The sequence below is a fragment of the Clostridium sp. HMP27 genome (assembly GCF_000765165.1).
GTDB lineage: Bacteria > Bacillota > Clostridia > Clostridiales > Clostridiaceae > Clostridium_AK.
Genome location: NZ_JMFY01000022.1, coordinates 96,401 through 112,846, shown reverse-complemented (window position 1 = coordinate 112,846; position 16,446 = coordinate 96,401). Strand labels below are relative to the sequence as shown.

The window sequence follows — 16,446 nt, the reverse complement described above, 5'->3', positions numbered from 1 at the left end:
AAATAGGATAAATCATATGCTAACAGTTTAAATAAATTAATTTATATTAGGGATTTAATAGAATTTCCTTCACAAAATTCATTAACTAACACTATTTCCTTAAAATTATTATGACTGCTTTTGCCTTTTAGCTTATCTAAAATTACTTCTCCTGATTTTTGGCCCATTAAAATAGGGTTTTGTTTTATACATGTGATCTTTGGCTCTATAAATTCCTGATTAGTTATTTCTCCAAAGGACACCAGTGATATATCTTCTGGAATTCTTATTTTTTCACTTTTGAAGACTTTCATTACTCCCTCTGCCATACTATTATTAGCTGCAAGCATCGCAGTTGGAAGCTTCCCTCTTTTAATTAACTTCATAGTTTCATCAAATGCAATGTCAGTACTGTAGTTACCTGATAATATAAAGTCCTTATCTATTTCAAGGCCATACCTATCCATAGCAGCTTTATACCCATTAAATCTTTCCTCTGCAGTACTTACATCTAAGTGACCATTTATTATAGCAATATCCTTGTGTCCTTTTTTAATTAAACTTTCTGTAAGTAAAAATGACCCATTAAAGTTATCTGTGGCAATATAGTCCACAGTGACATCATCAAACTTTCTATCAACTAGTACTACCTTAACTCCTGTTGCCATTATATTTTTTACTGTTACTGTATCAATACTACATGGTGATATTATTATTCCATCTACCATTTTTTCAGCCATCATATTTAACAGTTTCTTTTCTTTATCTGGAGATTCATCTGTACTACAGAAAATAAGATTATATCCCTCTTTAGAAACTATACTTTCAATTCCTCTTCCCACCTTCATAAAGAATGGGTTTGATATATCTGCAACGATAATACCAATAAGGTTTGTCTTATTATTTTTAAGGCTTCTTGCTATACCATTGGGCTGATAGTTCAACTCTGAAACTACTTTTAAAACTTTATCCCTTACCTCATCGCTTACAGGATAATTATTATTTAAAACCCTAGATACAGTGGCTGTGGAAACATTTGCTCTTTCTGCAACTTCTTTAATAGTTATTTTACTCACGATACCCTCCATATAATTAAAAATTTTAATTATACAACTCCAACTGTTAATAGTATATTAGCAAATACCCTTTGCTCTCCAGTTGCTATTGCAAGTCTTATGTTAGGCTTCTTTGATTCATCATAAAACTCAAATCTTCCCAATTTATCTAGTTCAATTTCATTATTTAATATTCCTCTAAATTCACTGAATATAGATGGTTCGTCCCCTTCGCCTGGTGTCATTACCTGTGCCTTCTCAATATTTATGGTATCAGCTAACACCTTTAGCACATCAGTAACTGTTGGAATACCATGTGTAAGTTGTAAATAAACCTTTTCTGTTATCCCATTAGTGCAAGAATCTACTGGATAATTCCCATCGCATATTAAAATCTTATCACCATGTCCGCAATGAGCTAAAGCATTTATTAATTGTGGATTTAAACACTTAGTTTTTAACATATTTGTACCTCCTAACCTGTTTCTATTAGAAAACGATTACCGTATCAATATAAATTCTTTCTAAAAATGCCTTTAGCATTGGTTTTTAGGTAAATTTTAATAGATTATGTAATACATTTTTTCGTTCTACGGTTATTTTATTATATGTAATATGTAAATTTTATAGTAAACGATTGCTTCAATAATATTATATCAATATTTTTTTGAATGTCAATATAAAATGTTGCTATTGTTTGTTAAAAACATATCTTATACCTTATATAATATATACTATATAATATATACTATATAATATATACTATATAATATATAACGCACAAGATATGTTGTATGAAATATACTATACAAAACACACTATACACTATATCATTAAGTATTTTTATATTTTTAGTGCAATTGTTTTTATTGTTAGAATATTATAATTTATATTGATATTATAACATTCCCCCATCTACAGTAATTATTTGCCCTGTTATATATTTTGAGTAATCACTTGCTAAAAATACTGCAGTATTTCCTATATCTTCACATTCCCCAAATTTACATAAGGGTATTTCTTCTACTAACCCTTCTTTTTCCTCATCTGAAAGCCAATTATTCATACAGGTATTTATAACCCCAGGAGATATGGCATTTACTCTTATACCGCTGGGTCCTAGTTCCTTTGCAAGTGCTTTTGTAAATGCATTAATTCCACCCTTTGATGCAGAATATATAACCTCACAAGATGCCCCTACATTTCCCCACATAGAAGATATGTTTATAATAGAACCTATTTGATTACTAACCATATGCGGCACTACTTGACGACAACAATTAAATATTCCCTTTAAATTAGTATTCATTATATCATCCCAATCATCTTCACTGCTATCCATAAATAAGTTAACTTTTGAAATACCAGCATTGTTTATAAGTACATCAATTTTACCATATTCCTTTATTATTTTATTTATATTTTCCTCACTATCTTTATAAGATCCAACATCCCAATTAAATATCCTTGCATAACATCCTAAAGCCTTTATTTCCTCCAATGTGGCTTTAGCTTCTTTATGATTACTTCTATAATTCAAAGCAAGAATTGCTCCTGCCTTAGCAAATTCTAAAGCTATTCCTTTTCCTATTCCTCTTGTTCCTCCAGTAATCAAAACTACTTTTCCATTTAAATTTAAATCCACCTTGTTCACCAATCCTTTAAAATAATAATTAGTCTCACTTAATAAGATTTACTTATCCCAAGAAATCTCACGAGTTAAATTATTATCTATTATTTAAAAATCCATTACTTATTTTTATTATAAAGTATGAAAGTTCAATTTTAAAGTTAAACTAATATAAGTTATTTTCTTAAAGAGAATACTTTGATAAAAAAGTAATAAACTATTAACGTTGTGCTTATAAATTTATTAAAACATTTACCCATAAACATTTGATTTTTTTCAAACTTAGTGCTATTATATATTTAATAATAGCAATTATTACATAATATTAATTAACTAGGAGGTATTTAAATGAACATTAAATTTCAAAATAAACCTGTTACTCTTAAGGGATCCGAAGTAAAAGTTGGTGATTCTGCTCCTGATTTTACAGCTATTGATAATAACTTAACTCCTATATCATTAAAAGATACAAAGGGAGTTAGAATACTCCTTACAGTACCTTCTATAGATACTCCTACTTGTGACCTTGAAACACGAACTTTTAATAACAAGGCAACCTCTATTCCTAATGTAACTATATACACAATTTCTATGGATTTACCTTTTGCTCAGGCTAGATGGTGTGCAGCTCATGGAATTGAAAATGTAATTACATTATCCGATTATAAAGATAGAATGGTTGGCGAGAACTATGGTACTTATGTTGTAGAATTAGGGCTTCTTACAAGAGCTGCTTTTGTCATCGATAGCAATAACAAAGTAGTTTATGCTGAATATGTTGAGGAAATAACTGAACAACCAAACCACGATAAGATATTAGAAGCTGCTAAGAACGCTAAGTAAAAATATTAGGACATCTTTTATGTTAAAACTCTGCATGAGTTCTGCATTTAAGGAAGCTGGTTGCTGTGCAAAGAAGCTCTAAGGCCTATTCAATACTTTCTACAATGCAGAACCCATACTTTATGTTTAACATTAAAATATCATCTACAACTACTTGATATTTTTAAGAGTTTTGGCCAAATCGAAAGCCCTTCCTTTAGCAGCTCACATGAAGGGCTTTTTAATGATGAACTGTATAAGCTTTTCATAGTAGAAGTCATTAAATAAGCTCTAGAATGGCTTTATTTATTATTCTATACTTGGCAAATTCTTTAAATTATTACTTTCATCATCATCTGGAAGACTTCTTAAATATTCTTCTCCCTTTCTTGATGTCGAAACAGACACACCTTTTATTCCCCCTTCCTTTGCCATTGATATAGCTTGTTCTCTTGAAAGAATTTCTCCATTGTCTAATTTATAGCTTACTATTTCATTATCGTCATCTTTTCCTACTGCTACTATGCTATTAGCTTGATTATTATCTTTATTCATAACTTACCACCTCCTTTTTATAGTATTTCCTGCCTTCCTAAAATTATTTAAGAATCCATTCTACAAGCTACTGATTTCAAAGTTTATTAATTTTTTTAAGTTTTATGTTTATAAAAATAAAAAGTGGGTATAATTTCACCTGTATCCATCTAAAGTAAATTAGTCCGTATTGATTTTTAAGGAAATGCTCCAAAGAAATTGAGGTAAATGATTTGTAGCAAAATCAAAGATTTTTGCAAATTGTTAAATTTATAAATTTCCTTAAATCATACAAATAAATTATTATAAGGTATAGGTGATTATATGAAATGTAAACCGAGTAAGTACATTAAGAGCATTTTAAAGACTTATATTATTTCAGCGCTTATTGTATCTATTTTCTTTGCATCAGGCTTCAACTTAGAAAATTTAAATGAACTTTTTATTAAAAGTAAATTATCATTAAATATTAAAAATCAAAATGTGACATGGCTATCATTAGGTGCCTACAAAAGAGTTTCTGATAGTTATAATTGTGTAGTGACCCCATCAAAAAATGATGTAAAAAAAACTTCATCAAAACAACTATCAAGGGGAAATCAATCAGTGAGCTCATATCTCAATGCTCAAAATCAAGCTTCAGGAATTCCTACGTACTTTGCTTATCATGATGTAAACACAGCTAGATTACGTAAATACTTAGTAGGTAGAAACTCATTACTTGCAGAGGAACCTTATTTTTCTACCATATTATCTACTGCAGAAGAGTTTAATTTAAACCCGTTGATACTGTTCGCTATAACAGGTGTAGAGCAATCCTTTGTACCTAAAACTAATAAGCAGGCATATACAATAGCTAACAACCCATATAATGTATTTTATAGTTGGCAACATTATAATACAAACATAAAAGATACTTCAAGAATTGCTGCTAGAACAGTTTTGAATTTGTGTAAAAATAAGCCAGCAAACACAGATGCTTTTTATTGGGTAAATAAAAAATATGCTCAAAGCCAAAATTGGTCTAACGTTGTTAGTGCTTTATTTAAGGAACTTTTACTATATACAACATAAAGATAAACCCCAAGGCAAAAGCTCTGGGGTTATCATTTTATAAATTTTTATATAAATCTATAGCCTTCCAATTAAAAACATAGTCTTCATGCCAAGCTGAGTGAATTTCTTTTCATATTCAGTCATTATATTTTTATCAAAGTCAGATTCATGTAAATCATAAGTTAAATAATTAATTGCAAATCCGCTTTCCTTAAAGTACTCCTGTGAAGCATTAAATAGATCTGTGTCATCAGTTTTAAACCAAATCTCACTTCCTGCTTTAAGGAAATTTTTATATTCCGCCAAAAACCTAGTATGAGTAAGTCTTCTTTTATTATGTCTTTCCTTAGGCCATGGATTACAAAAGTTTATATATATCTTTTCAATTTCATCCTTATCAAATACCTCACTTATAAACATTATATTTAGTGGAACTATTCTTACGTTTGTGATCTCCAGTTCTTCAATTTTCTTTAAAACATATATAAGTACTTCATCCTTTAAATCTACAGCAATATAATTTACATCTGGGTTTTGTACTGCCTTTTGAGCAATAAATCCTCCTCTACCGCAGCCCAATTCCAAATGCACAGGATTATCATTTTTAAATTCTTCTTTCCACTTTCCCTTATACTCACGTGGATTTGTTATTACTAAAGGTGATGCTTCCATTTCTGGACGTGCCCACCACTTTTTTCTAAGTCTCATACTGTTACCTCCAAACTATAAATCATAATACATTTATATTTTACAAATTAAACATAGTCATTATAAGCCCATATATCATACCTGCTGGCCCTGAAACCAATATTCTTGAAATAGGAGTCATTATAAATAATAGGAATATTACAAACTGATATCTATACAATACATCTGAATATTTATAAAATACTGATGGCCAAATATCCCTTATAACATGAAAACCATCTAGTCCTGGTATTGGTATTAAATTAAATATTGCCAATATGCAATTTATATATACAGATGTATTAAATATTCTAATCAATATATATAACACATCTCTACTACTTATGGGAAATACATCCCCAATCTTGTAAATTAAGAACATTGCCGCTGCTGATATAACTGCTGCTAAAATATTTGCTAAAGGGCCTGCTATAGAAACTTTTAAATCATCATTATAATAATTCTTAAAAGCCCTTGGGTTCACTTCTACAGGTTTTGCCCACCCAATACCTGCTATAAGTATGGCTATAAATCCTATAGGATCTATATGCGCTATTGGGTTTAAAGTAAGTCTTCCTTGAAACTTAGGGGTTTTGTCCCCCAATTTATCTGCTACATATGCATGAGCGTATTCATGAAATGTAAATGCTATAAGTATAGCTGGTATCATTAATATTTTACCCATTAAATCTATGCCCAAAGTCGTCATCCTTTCCTTTATAATTTATAAAAATCTATGTTCTCCTTATAAATTACCACATTTCAATTTATATATTTATTGTCTTAATTTTATATTATATCATAAAGAAACCTATCTGAATAAATAAATAAATTCCGGAAAGATCCGGAATTTATTTATTAGATAATTAATGTTCATTAATGACTAGAAAAAATTTTATTTTAACTCAGTTTTTTGAAGCTTTCCTTCACTAATTGATGCAACTCCGTCATCATATATTTGAAGAAATGTACCTTTATAGGCCGTTTGTTTTCCTGTAGATGCTTCTTTTATTATACCCTTCAAATTGTCATTTAAAAATATTTGTCCTTTTTTAGATATATATATATCATCTTTGTCAATCGTTTCAGTAAGCTCAACAGTTTTCCATTCAGATGTAGGTTTCTCTATGTTTCCATAGTACACCTTAACTATATTTCCATTTTCCTCTGAGCCTATATATATATTATCTTCTTCATCCACCCCTAAAAGCTTCGGTACCTGTACTCCGTCAACTTTAATGGAATTATTTACATTTGTAGCATATATTCTATTATATGTTTTTCCTTCATATAGAAGTTTATCTTCATAATTTAATATACGAATATCCCCTATAAAATAATCATTAGTATATGGTTTCTTCATATCTTTCATTATATTTATCCAATAAAGACTGCTTCTTCCGCTTCCTCTTGATACTTTAACATATATTACATTAGTAAGAGTAGAAATTTCAATGGATTCCACCTCTGATTCGGTATCTGCCCAGGTAAGATCCTTTATTTCTTCTTTAGTATCCTTGTCTATATCATAATATGAAAGCCTAAGTGCCATTCCATTTTTAGTAGAATGTTTTTCTGCTATAAGCATTCTATTTCTATCAGAAATCCATTTATAATAGGATACCTTAACTCCTTCTTGAAAATATATATCTTTTTTTTCACCGGTTTTAGTACTTACAACTTTTAAGATATCTTCATCATAGTAAGCTGCGTACTTACCATCAAAAGACATGCTAATATTTTGTGCATTTTCTGGTATAGCTACCTCTGCATCCTTTGCCTTATTACTTGATTTATCTTCTATTTTCTTCACTTTTACAGGTGCATTGTTAGCTAAATAGATATTATCTATATAAAACAATCCTGCAAATTGAACTATAAGCGAAATCATTATCCAACCTATTATTCTTTTCAAAGCGCTCATAACATCTTCCTTTCTAAGGTGTAACATATATGATAGAAGGAACGGATCTTTCTCCTAATGGATCACAAGGATTATTTATGACTTCTTCATCATAATACATAGTAGAAGAAGAGCCTCCATCTAAATTAGTAGCATTATAAGCTTCATATTCTAACATGATATCTTGTACATCTCTTAAAGTCGCCCCTATACTAGAAACTTGCCTTCCATCAATTACCAAAAGCAGTATTGCTCCATCTTTTCTTTGTCCAATTGCTGTTCTTGGAGCAATTCCTTGTCCTCCATCACCATTTTTAATAGTAGGTTGTCCATTTACTACTAATGCTGGTCCAAAGGTCATTGCTTCAGTTGTTTTTAACTGTTCTAATTCATTTAAAGTATATTTCCCAACTAATAGCACTCCCCTAGAAGTAATAGCTACTGTATCATTTTTCGCTTCACGATTAGTAATATCGTTATGAATCATTTTTCCATTGCTCATTAATATCCCTACAGGTTGTCCACCAGTTCCTGTCCAATTTCCATCATTACTTTGATCCACAAAGCCTCCACCGTTTACAGCAGCAACTGCATTGTTAGCCTTTGCTATTTGGCTAGTAAGCTCTCCTGATTTAGGAATTCTACTACTGTATCCAACCTTTACTCTAGTAGGATCATGAACTACAAGCATAGATCCTTTAAATTTTTTACCCTCTATATTATATCTTTCTATATTTGAATCATGGCTATTTTCAAAATCTAAATCTTCTACATCCTCATTTTGATTTATTTCTTCTATTACATCATCTTTTAATATATCCTTAATTTTTTGATCTGATAGAAAAGTGGTAGCTATATATTGATGACTTAATGTACTCATAGCTGCCCCTACTATAGTCTTTTTTACATTCTTAAAGGGTCCATAAAACACTATAAAAGGTCCTGTTGCTGCTGAAAATGCAAATTCAAAAATTAAGAACAAGAAAAACACCTTAAGTGAAAGTCTTTTTTTCTTCTTAACCTTTTTCTTTTTTCCCATACGCTTATCGTTCCTTTCTTAATAAATACATACAGTTTTTATTGTACAATAAATTTTGATATTTTTAAATAGAAATTAATGCATTTATTTATTATTTAATGGTAAAAGCAGTTTTTAAGCTACTTAAATAAGACGTTTAAATTATATAATTTTAAAAAGGCTGCAATATACAGCCTTTTTAAACAACCTAAATAGGATGTTAGTTATAACTAAAGCCTCTTAGCTGCCTCATATGCGAGTGGTGACCTTTCACATTCATCATGCTTTAAAGTAACTTGATAACAAAGTTCGCTTCCTTTCATATTTTCTGAAGCATAGCATAATCCATTTGATCTTGAGTCTAAGAATGGTTGGTCTATTTGTTCAGGATCTCCTATTAATATAAGCTTCGTGCCTTCTCCAACACGAGTTATAATAGATTTTACCTGTTTAGGGGTTAGGTTTTGCGCCTCATCAATGATCATCCAATTCTTAACTATAGATCTACCTCTTAAATATGCAACAGCTTCTGTTGTAATTATTCTTCTATCAAATAGCTCTCTTATTTTATCAGTAAGCTCACTTTCATTTTTATATCTTTCCTTTTCATTTGAATCCACTAATATCTCTAAATTGTCAAATATAGGTCTCATGAAAGGTGATATTTTTTCCTGTTCTGTCCCCGGTAAGAATCCAATTTCTTCATCCATGGTAACATTAGGCCTACAAACTAGTACTCTCCTATATTGCTTTGTTTGTTCCTCAATTACCTTATCAAGTCCTACAGCTAAAGAAAATAGTGTCTTTGCTGTACCTGCAGGTCCCTTCACTATAACTAGTGGAGCCTTATCTGCATCAGTGTATAATGCTTCTAACATAAATCTTTGACCTAAATTTCTTGGGACTATTCCAAGAGGTGTTTTATCTTTATAATATAACGGAACTATAGATTTTCCATTATATCTTCCTACCGCAGATTGTCTTGGATTTTCTAGTGAATGTATCAGTATAAACTGATTATTATAAAGACAAGGTTCAACATACTCATTTGTTTCCTTTCTATAATAAAAAACATCCTTTATATCTAGGATTTTTTTTGCATAAAAATCATCTATTTTTAATGAAGATGCATATAACTCTATTCTTCCTGTGTATTGGTTGTCATTTTCTGGAACTACCTTTTCGTGAAAATCTTCTACATCTATATTGGCAGAGTCTGCCTTTATTCTTTCAAATATATCTTTTGTAATTAAACATACATCTTCTCCAGCTTCCTGTAATCCCTTACACACCTGTAATATTCTATTATCTGGCTTAGTTTTATCCCAGGTTGGAGGAATTATAGCATCCTGGTGATTCATTTCCACCCTAAGGTTTCCTCCTCCGGGAAGTACTACTCCCTTATTTAAATTCCCCTCTATTCTAAGTTTATCTAAAATTCTCGAAGCATGACGAGCATTTGCACCTAAGTCATTTTTATCTTTTTTAAATGCATCTAACTCTTCAAGAACCACTTCTGGTATAACTACATCATTCTCGCCAAAGGAAAATATTGCTCCAGGAGAATACAATATTACATTGGTGTCCAACACATAGGTTTTTTTCAAAAAGCATTCCTCCCATTACTTATTAATACATAATATGCAAGAGGAATGTAATAATTTCCTTAAACATTATTAAAATTAAAAACCCACGGAATATTCCGTGGGTTTTTAATTACAGCTCCTAGAGGAATTGAGTCCACGACTCCACCTTGAGAGGGTGATGTCTTGACCACTTGACAAAAATTCAAATCCCTTTAAAATTTCGTTATAATATTAATTAAGTTTAAAATCAGGATTCTTGACCGATTTCTTTTAACAAGGATGATGCCTTTTTACTTCTACTATATAAACTTCCTAGTATAGCCCCTAACGCACATGGTATTATCCACCCAAATCCTTGAGTAGACATTGGTAATTTATTTATGTAATCAGTAACGTAAGGTATATTTATATTTAAAGTATTAAGCGAATTTACAAGACTTATAATTAAAGTTGTATAAACTGCACCTTTATAAATGTATGTATCTTCAATGTAATTATTAAATAAGTTCATAATTATTAAAACTATTACTACAGGATATGCAGTAACTAGTACTGGTACAGCAAAATTAATTATAGTTTCTACTCCATAATTTGAAATAAATGCGCTAAATATGCATATTAAAGTAACCACTAGTTTATAGCTTAATTTGCCGTTAGTAAGATTACTAAAATAATTCCCAGCTGTTGCAGTAAGTCCTATTGCAGTTGTTAAACATGCTATGGAAATTGCCGCTCCAAAAATTATTTTACTTGAAGGTCCAAGTATGTTAGATGTTACTCCTATAAGAAGAGCTGTTCTTGAAATATCCTTATCAAATATCCCACTTGCAGTAGCTCCAATATATAAAAGCCCACCATATACAATGGCTAAACATACTGCTGAAACTATACCTGATTTTATTGTTATAGAAACTTGCTCTTTTTTATTTTTATACCCTTTAACTATTAAATCTCCTACTACCATTTGGGCCATTATTATAGATCCTAGCGCATCCATAGTTTGATATCCTTCAGTAAATCCTCTTGAAAAAGGCATTACTATATCATTACTCACTGCTTCACCCATCGGAAAGAAAATACCTTTTATTATTATAATTAAAAGTGATATAAGTAAAACTGGTGTTAGTATCGATCCTACTCTGTCCACTACATTACTTTCATTTAATGTTAAAATAAGTGTTATTGCAAAGAAAACTATGGATACTACTATAGGATTTGCATTTGGAAACATAGGTTGAACTCCTAATTCAAAAGTGGATGCTCCTGTTCTTGGAATACAAAATAATGGTCCAATAGACAGCATTATTATTGAGCAAAGAAACTTGCCAAATTTATTTCCTACTTTATTTGTAAATTTTTCTGTACTTCCCCCACATAAAGCCACTGCTATTATTCCTAATAGCGGCAAACTTATACAAGTAAGTAAAAAACCTATCATAGTAAATATCCACTTGTCTCCTGATATAAATCCAAGTGTTGGTGGAAATATTAAATTACCTGCTCCAAAAAACATAGAAAACAGTGCAAAACCTGTGATAATTATGTTTTTAGTATTTTTATTAATATTCATAAAAAGCCCCCCTGTTTTGAAATAAAAAAACCTCTCATCCAAACAAGGTACGAAAGGCATATTCCTGTTTTGTGGTATTTATTACCGCGAAACTTTTGTATACTTGTATAAAGTTTATACCGTCTAAATTTATATTATTTTATAGAAAAAGCACTCATTAAGCAAATATAAAACTTTTGTTAAGACAAGTTTACCTTTACTTATATAAAACTTACTACCCTTTTCTTCTTTTTTCTACATTCTTCTTGCTTCCATATGTAATCTTTTACACCCAGTAATTTTATATGCATTTAAATAGCTTTATAATTTAATAGTTTTAAGTGAATATGTTTTATAATTTTTAAGCTTATCCTTATATTTTGATAAAATACTTAAATTTACGTCCTTTTCATATATTATTCCTAGAGCATCTCCACTATGAGCTCCAATTATTCCATATCCATTTAATTCGTCACATATATTAAGTATAGTAGGAAGTATCTCATAGGACAGTCTTTTTTCATTTCTTATAATGCTTTGAGTAGAACAATGAGCAATTTTTTTTATATCACGAGACTGAATTCCATCCTTTAAAATAGGAATTAAATCATCTATATTGCTAAGAGGAGGCAATTTTTTATTGTTAAACTCAATAGTATTTATTGTTTTATTTCCCTCAAATACCAATATATCAAACTCCAAATATTTTCCTAGCTCCTCAGTATACATTCCATTTTTATAGTCAAATATACAAAGTTCTTTAAATATTATGCTATCTGTAGGCTCTATGGCTATACAATTTCTAATAAGCTCCTCCTGATTAAAAGGCTTTTTAAATAATTTAATTAGGGAGTGATAAAGTGCGCATAAATCTGCTGTACTGCTAGCAAATCCTTTTCCTCTTGTTATAGAGGATTTAATAAGAATATCTAGAGTATGTATATATTGCTCCTCTCCCCATTCTACAAGTATATTATTTAAAAACTTAGAGGATTTGCTATATCTATTTTTAACATGTGGAGATTCACTTTCCCATACTTTTACTTCGGTGAAAAGATTTATAGGACATGAACATAATACATCTATCCCATTATATCTTCCTTGAACTATTTCTCCAATACTGCCTGGATAAATGGTTGTCGCTTCCATAATATATACTCCTTTTACTAGTCATCAATTTTAAGTTACCAGAACTTCAAAATGCGAGTTTTTAATTAATGTTAATTTTATCAACGTAAAAAAATAAATGCAAGTACACATCTCAATTTAAATTAATAATTATCAAAAAACTTTCTATGAAAACATATTCATGAATTTAATTCTGTTATCTTGACATATAATATTATAAATGTTAAACTCAATTCGGGTTATAATAAAATTAAATTTATATGGAAATACTACATAAAACAAAGTCAAAATTGTAGGTTTTACATAACTTTTAGTCATATATTATGATATAATTTAATACATAAAATTTATAGGTTCCAAATGGATTAAATGGGAAAGAAGTTAAATACTTCTGCGGTCCCGCCACTGTAAAGATGAGTATATTAGCATTATGCCACTCAATCGGGGAAGGCGTTAATATGCAATGAATCTAAGCCAGGATACCTGCCTGTAAACACAGCTCATTTAGCTTACGTGGATAAGCTAATGGTAGTCCTTTAAAAGAACTCCATTATCTTAATAAGATAATGGTTTTTTATTTATACATATCATTAAGGAGGAACTTTTAAATGTACACTAAGTTCAAAAAATTGTCCGTAGTAATTTTAACCTTTATTTTAGCATTTTCCTTTGTTGGATGTAATAGCAATAAAAATAACACTAAGGGTACTAAAGAAAATGCTAATGTAGAAAAAAAAGGAGAAACTAAATATCCTTTAACGATTAAAGATTCATCCGGTAGAAACGTAACTATAGAGAAAGAACCACAAAAGATAATATCTGTAGGTCCAAATATTACTGAAACAATATACTATTTAGGTAAAATGGATAAATTAATAGGAAGAACGGATTTCTGTGACTTTCCTAAGGATGTAAAGTCTGTGCAATCCATAGGTACTCTCCAGCAGCCTAATATAGAAAAAATTGTAGACTTGAAACCTGATTTGGTTATAGGCTCAACTCATTTTCCAAAGGAAACACTTGAAAAGCTTGAAGCTTTAGGAGTAAAAGTAGTGGTTCTTTATGGAAAGGAAGATTTCGAAGGTGCTTATAACACCATTGAAAAATTAGGTGAAGTTTTAAATGCTAATGATAAAGCTTTTGAAGTGGTAAGTAATATGAAGAAAAAAGTTGAAGATGTTAAAGTCAAGGTTGCAGGAAAAGAAACTCCATCAGTTTACTACGTTATAGATTTTGGTCCATATGGAGATTTTACTGCTGGATCAGATACATTCATAGATAAAATGATAACTATGGCTGGTGGTAACAATATAGCTAAGGATGCTGTTAACTGGAAATATAGTGTAGAAAAAGTATTAGAAAAAAACCCAGATATGCTTATATGTCCCGTATATTTCGATTACAAGAAAAGACTTCAAGAAGCTAAAGGCTATAAAGATTTAGATGCTATTAAAAAAGGAAATTTATTTGAAATAGATAATAACATGCTTGATAGACAGGGACCAAGACTAGCTGATGGACTTGAAGCTATGGCAAAAATTGTTCACCCTGAAGCGTTTAAATAGTCTTTAATTACCTAATGGGGGGATTTTAATGTCTTTTGACAAAAAAAGGATTTACTATAGAACATTACTTTTAGTAACTATAGCTATTTTACTGGTGCTAATAATACTATCTAGCACTTTAGGTGTCGCTAATATAACTTTTATTCAAACTATGAAAATACTTTTATCTAAAATCCCTTTTATTGGTGCCTTTATAGATTTAAGTAATGTTTCTAACACTCAGGTTCTTATCATAACAAATATAAGACTTCCAAGAATATTTATGGCTGCACTTATAGGTGCTGGACTATCTGTGGTAGGAGCTTCATTTCAAGCTATATTTAAGAATCCTATGGCAGATCCCTATGTCCTTGGAATTTCCTCAGGAGCAGCATTAGGAGCCGCTGTCGCAATAGTTATGGGTCTTCAAGTTATATTTTTAGGAATGAACCTTGTAACCGTGTTTGCCTTTTTCGGTGCTATACTTACTACTATAATAGTGTATAGTATAGCTAAAACTGGTACAAAGATTCCAACAAATGTACTGCTACTGGCTGGAGTATCTGTGAGCTTTTTATTATCTTCTTTAATTTCACTCATAATGATATTTAATAGAGAGCAAGTAGAACAAATAGTATTTTGGACTATGGGAAGCATAGCTTCAGCCAACTGGAAACAGGTATTGTCATTACTGCCTTTTATAATACTTGGATGTATTTTAATGATTATATATGCACGTGATTTGAATATAATGCTTACAGGTGATGAGACAGCTTCAAGCCTTGGCGTAGATGTTGATAAAGTTAAGAAAACATTACTTGTAATATCATCTATAATTGTAGCTGCTTGTGTTTCTGTAAGTGGAATAATAGGCTTTGTAGGTCTTATTATTCCTCATATGGTAAGACTACTTGTAGGTCCGGATCATAGAACCCTTCTTCCTTTTTCAACTATAGGTGGTGCTATATTTATGATAATAGCTGATACTTTAGCTAGGATTTTGGTACCACCTGCTGAAATTCCTGTGGGAGCCATAACTTCTGTATTTGGAGCTCCTTACTTTATATATTTATTAATAAAAAATAAAAAGAAGGTGATTTAATGCCTACTGAAGATTGTTTTTCTCTTATTGTAAGAGATTTAAATTATGGATACGGAGATAAGAATATACTTCATAATATAAATTTAGAATTTACTAAAGGAAAATTTTATACTATTTTAGGTCCTAATGGTTCTGGTAAGACAACGCTTTTAAAAAATATATCTAGAGCCATTCCGTTAGATAATAAAAAAGTATATATAGATGGTAATGATATTAATTCACTTTCAAGTAAGGATTTAGCTCAAAACTTAGCTTCTGTTCCACAAAATACAAATATAGATTTTGAATTTACAGCATTAGATATAGTTATGATGGGACGTGCCCCTTACCTTAAGAGATTTCAAAATGAACAAGAAAGAGATTTTAAAATAGTTGAAGATTCTATGAAAATGACAAACACTTGGGATCTTAAAGATAAAAATATAAATGAGCTAAGTGGAGGAGAAAGACAGCGAGTTATAATAGCTAGAGCATTAGCTCAAGATACGGATATACTTCTTTTAGATGAGCCCATATCAAACCTTGATATCCAACATCAAATTGAAATACTTGATACTGTAAAGTTTTTAAGTAAAGATATCACAGTTATAGCCATACTTCACGACCTTAACTTAGCAGCAGAATACAGCGATTCCTTAATACTATTAAAGGATGGAACTATCAAAGCTTATGGAACTGTTGAGGATGTATTTACAGAAAGGAACTTACATGAAGTATATAATATGGATATGTGCCTTATAAAAAATCCAATCACAGGAAAACCTCATGTGTTGCCTGTAAGTAAAAATATCGCTAAGCAACATAAAGCAGCAAACAGCTAGCAAGAAAAAAACTCCCTAAGACAGGGAGCTTT

15 protein-coding genes, 1 pseudogene and 1 riboswitch are annotated in these 16,446 nt (G+C 30.3%); of the genes and pseudogenes, 5 read left to right on the top strand and 11 right to left on the bottom strand.

What is annotated here, in order from left to right:
* Positions 1-41 precede the first annotated feature (41 nt).
* From DP68_RS12280 to DP68_RS12270, 3 genes are all read right to left on the bottom strand, one after another.
* Entirely contained in the window at positions 42-1,055 is a 1,014-nt protein-coding gene (locus tag DP68_RS12280) for a LacI family DNA-binding transcriptional regulator (protein ID WP_035309902.1), read from the bottom strand.
* A gap of 29 nt (positions 1,056-1,084) precedes the next feature.
* On the bottom strand, positions 1,085-1,498 hold the full coding sequence (locus DP68_RS12275) for an RbsD/FucU family protein (protein WP_035309899.1): 414 nt from the start codon (positions 1,496-1,498) through the stop codon (positions 1,085-1,087).
* A 434-nt stretch (positions 1,499-1,932) separates the two neighbouring features.
* Entirely contained in the window at positions 1,933-2,679 is a 747-nt protein-coding gene (locus DP68_RS12270; RefSeq protein WP_035309896.1) for an SDR family oxidoreductase, read from the bottom strand.
* A 333-nt stretch (positions 2,680-3,012) separates the two neighbouring features.
* Between DP68_RS12270 and tpx the strand changes: the two genes are divergently transcribed.
* Positions 3,013-3,507: a thiol peroxidase gene (gene tpx, locus DP68_RS12265; RefSeq protein WP_035309894.1), complete on the top strand. Its 495-nt coding sequence runs from the start codon at positions 3,013-3,015 to the stop codon at positions 3,505-3,507.
* A 288-nt stretch (positions 3,508-3,795) separates the two neighbouring features.
* On the opposite strand, the gene DP68_RS12260 is transcribed toward tpx, so the two are convergent.
* A complete protein-coding gene (locus tag DP68_RS12260) occupies positions 3,796-4,041 on the bottom strand; it encodes a DUF3892 domain-containing protein (RefSeq protein ID WP_052085782.1) in 246 nt (81 codons plus the stop codon).
* 663 nt (positions 4,042-4,704) lie between these two features.
* Between DP68_RS12260 and DP68_RS19640 the strand changes: the two are divergent.
* Positions 4,705-5,094, top strand: a pseudogene (locus DP68_RS19640) (hypothetical protein); the annotation flags it as partial.
* Positions 5,095-5,151: 57 nt separating this feature from the next.
* Here DP68_RS19640 and trmB read toward each other — a convergent pair.
* The 7 genes from trmB to DP68_RS12220 form a co-directional block, all read right to left on the bottom strand.
* On the bottom strand, positions 5,152-5,784 hold the full coding sequence (trmB, locus tag DP68_RS12250) for a tRNA (guanosine(46)-N7)-methyltransferase TrmB (RefSeq protein ID WP_035309893.1): 633 nt from the start codon (positions 5,782-5,784) through the stop codon (positions 5,152-5,154).
* Positions 5,785-5,824: 40 nt separating this feature from the next.
* Positions 5,825-6,472 carry a site-2 protease family protein gene (locus DP68_RS12245; protein WP_035309891.1) on the bottom strand — a complete coding sequence of 216 codons (648 nt, stop codon included), beginning with the start codon at positions 6,470-6,472 and terminating at the stop codon, positions 5,825-5,827.
* A gap of 186 nt (positions 6,473-6,658) precedes the next feature.
* On the bottom strand, positions 6,659-7,687 hold the full coding sequence (locus DP68_RS12240; protein ID WP_035310034.1) for a hypothetical protein: 1,029 nt from the start codon (positions 7,685-7,687) through the stop codon (positions 6,659-6,661).
* 13 nt (positions 7,688-7,700) lie between these two features.
* Positions 7,701-8,705, bottom strand: coding sequence for a phosphodiester glycosidase family protein (locus DP68_RS12235; protein ID WP_035309889.1), 1,005 nt, complete (start codon positions 8,703-8,705; stop codon positions 7,701-7,703).
* Between the two features lie 209 nt (positions 8,706-8,914).
* Entirely contained in the window at positions 8,915-10,291 is a 1,377-nt protein-coding gene (locus DP68_RS12230) for a PhoH family protein (protein ID WP_035309887.1), read from the bottom strand.
* 226 nt (positions 10,292-10,517) lie between these two features.
* Positions 10,518-11,840 (bottom strand): branched-chain amino acid transport system II carrier protein, encoded by a 1,323-nt coding sequence (gene brnQ, locus DP68_RS12225; protein WP_291548941.1) that lies wholly within the window; start codon positions 11,838-11,840, stop codon positions 10,518-10,520.
* 300 nt (positions 11,841-12,140) lie between these two features.
* Positions 12,141-12,968 (bottom strand): kinase, encoded by an 828-nt coding sequence (locus DP68_RS12220; protein WP_035309885.1) that lies wholly within the window; start codon positions 12,966-12,968, stop codon positions 12,141-12,143.
* 313 nt (positions 12,969-13,281) lie between these two features.
* A riboswitch (cobalamin riboswitch) is annotated at positions 13,282-13,453 on the top strand.
* Positions 13,454-13,555: 102 nt separating this feature from the next.
* Here DP68_RS12220 and DP68_RS12215 point away from each other — a divergent pair.
* Genes DP68_RS12215 through DP68_RS12205 form a run of 3 tightly spaced genes read left to right on the top strand, consistent with a single transcriptional unit; the run spans position 13,556 to position 16,414 of the window.
* Positions 13,556-14,512: an ABC transporter substrate-binding protein gene (locus DP68_RS12215; RefSeq protein WP_035309884.1), complete on the top strand. Its 957-nt coding sequence runs from the start codon at positions 13,556-13,558 to the stop codon at positions 14,510-14,512.
* 28 nt (positions 14,513-14,540) lie between these two features.
* Positions 14,541-15,593, top strand: coding sequence for an iron chelate uptake ABC transporter family permease subunit (locus tag DP68_RS12210; protein ID WP_035309882.1), 1,053 nt, complete (start codon positions 14,541-14,543; stop codon positions 15,591-15,593).
* Entirely contained in the window at positions 15,593-16,414 is an 822-nt protein-coding gene (locus DP68_RS12205; RefSeq protein WP_052085780.1) for an ABC transporter ATP-binding protein, read from the top strand. The genes DP68_RS12210 and DP68_RS12205 overlap by 1 nt, the downstream gene beginning before the upstream one ends.
* The last annotated feature ends 32 nt before the right edge of the window (positions 16,415-16,446 follow it).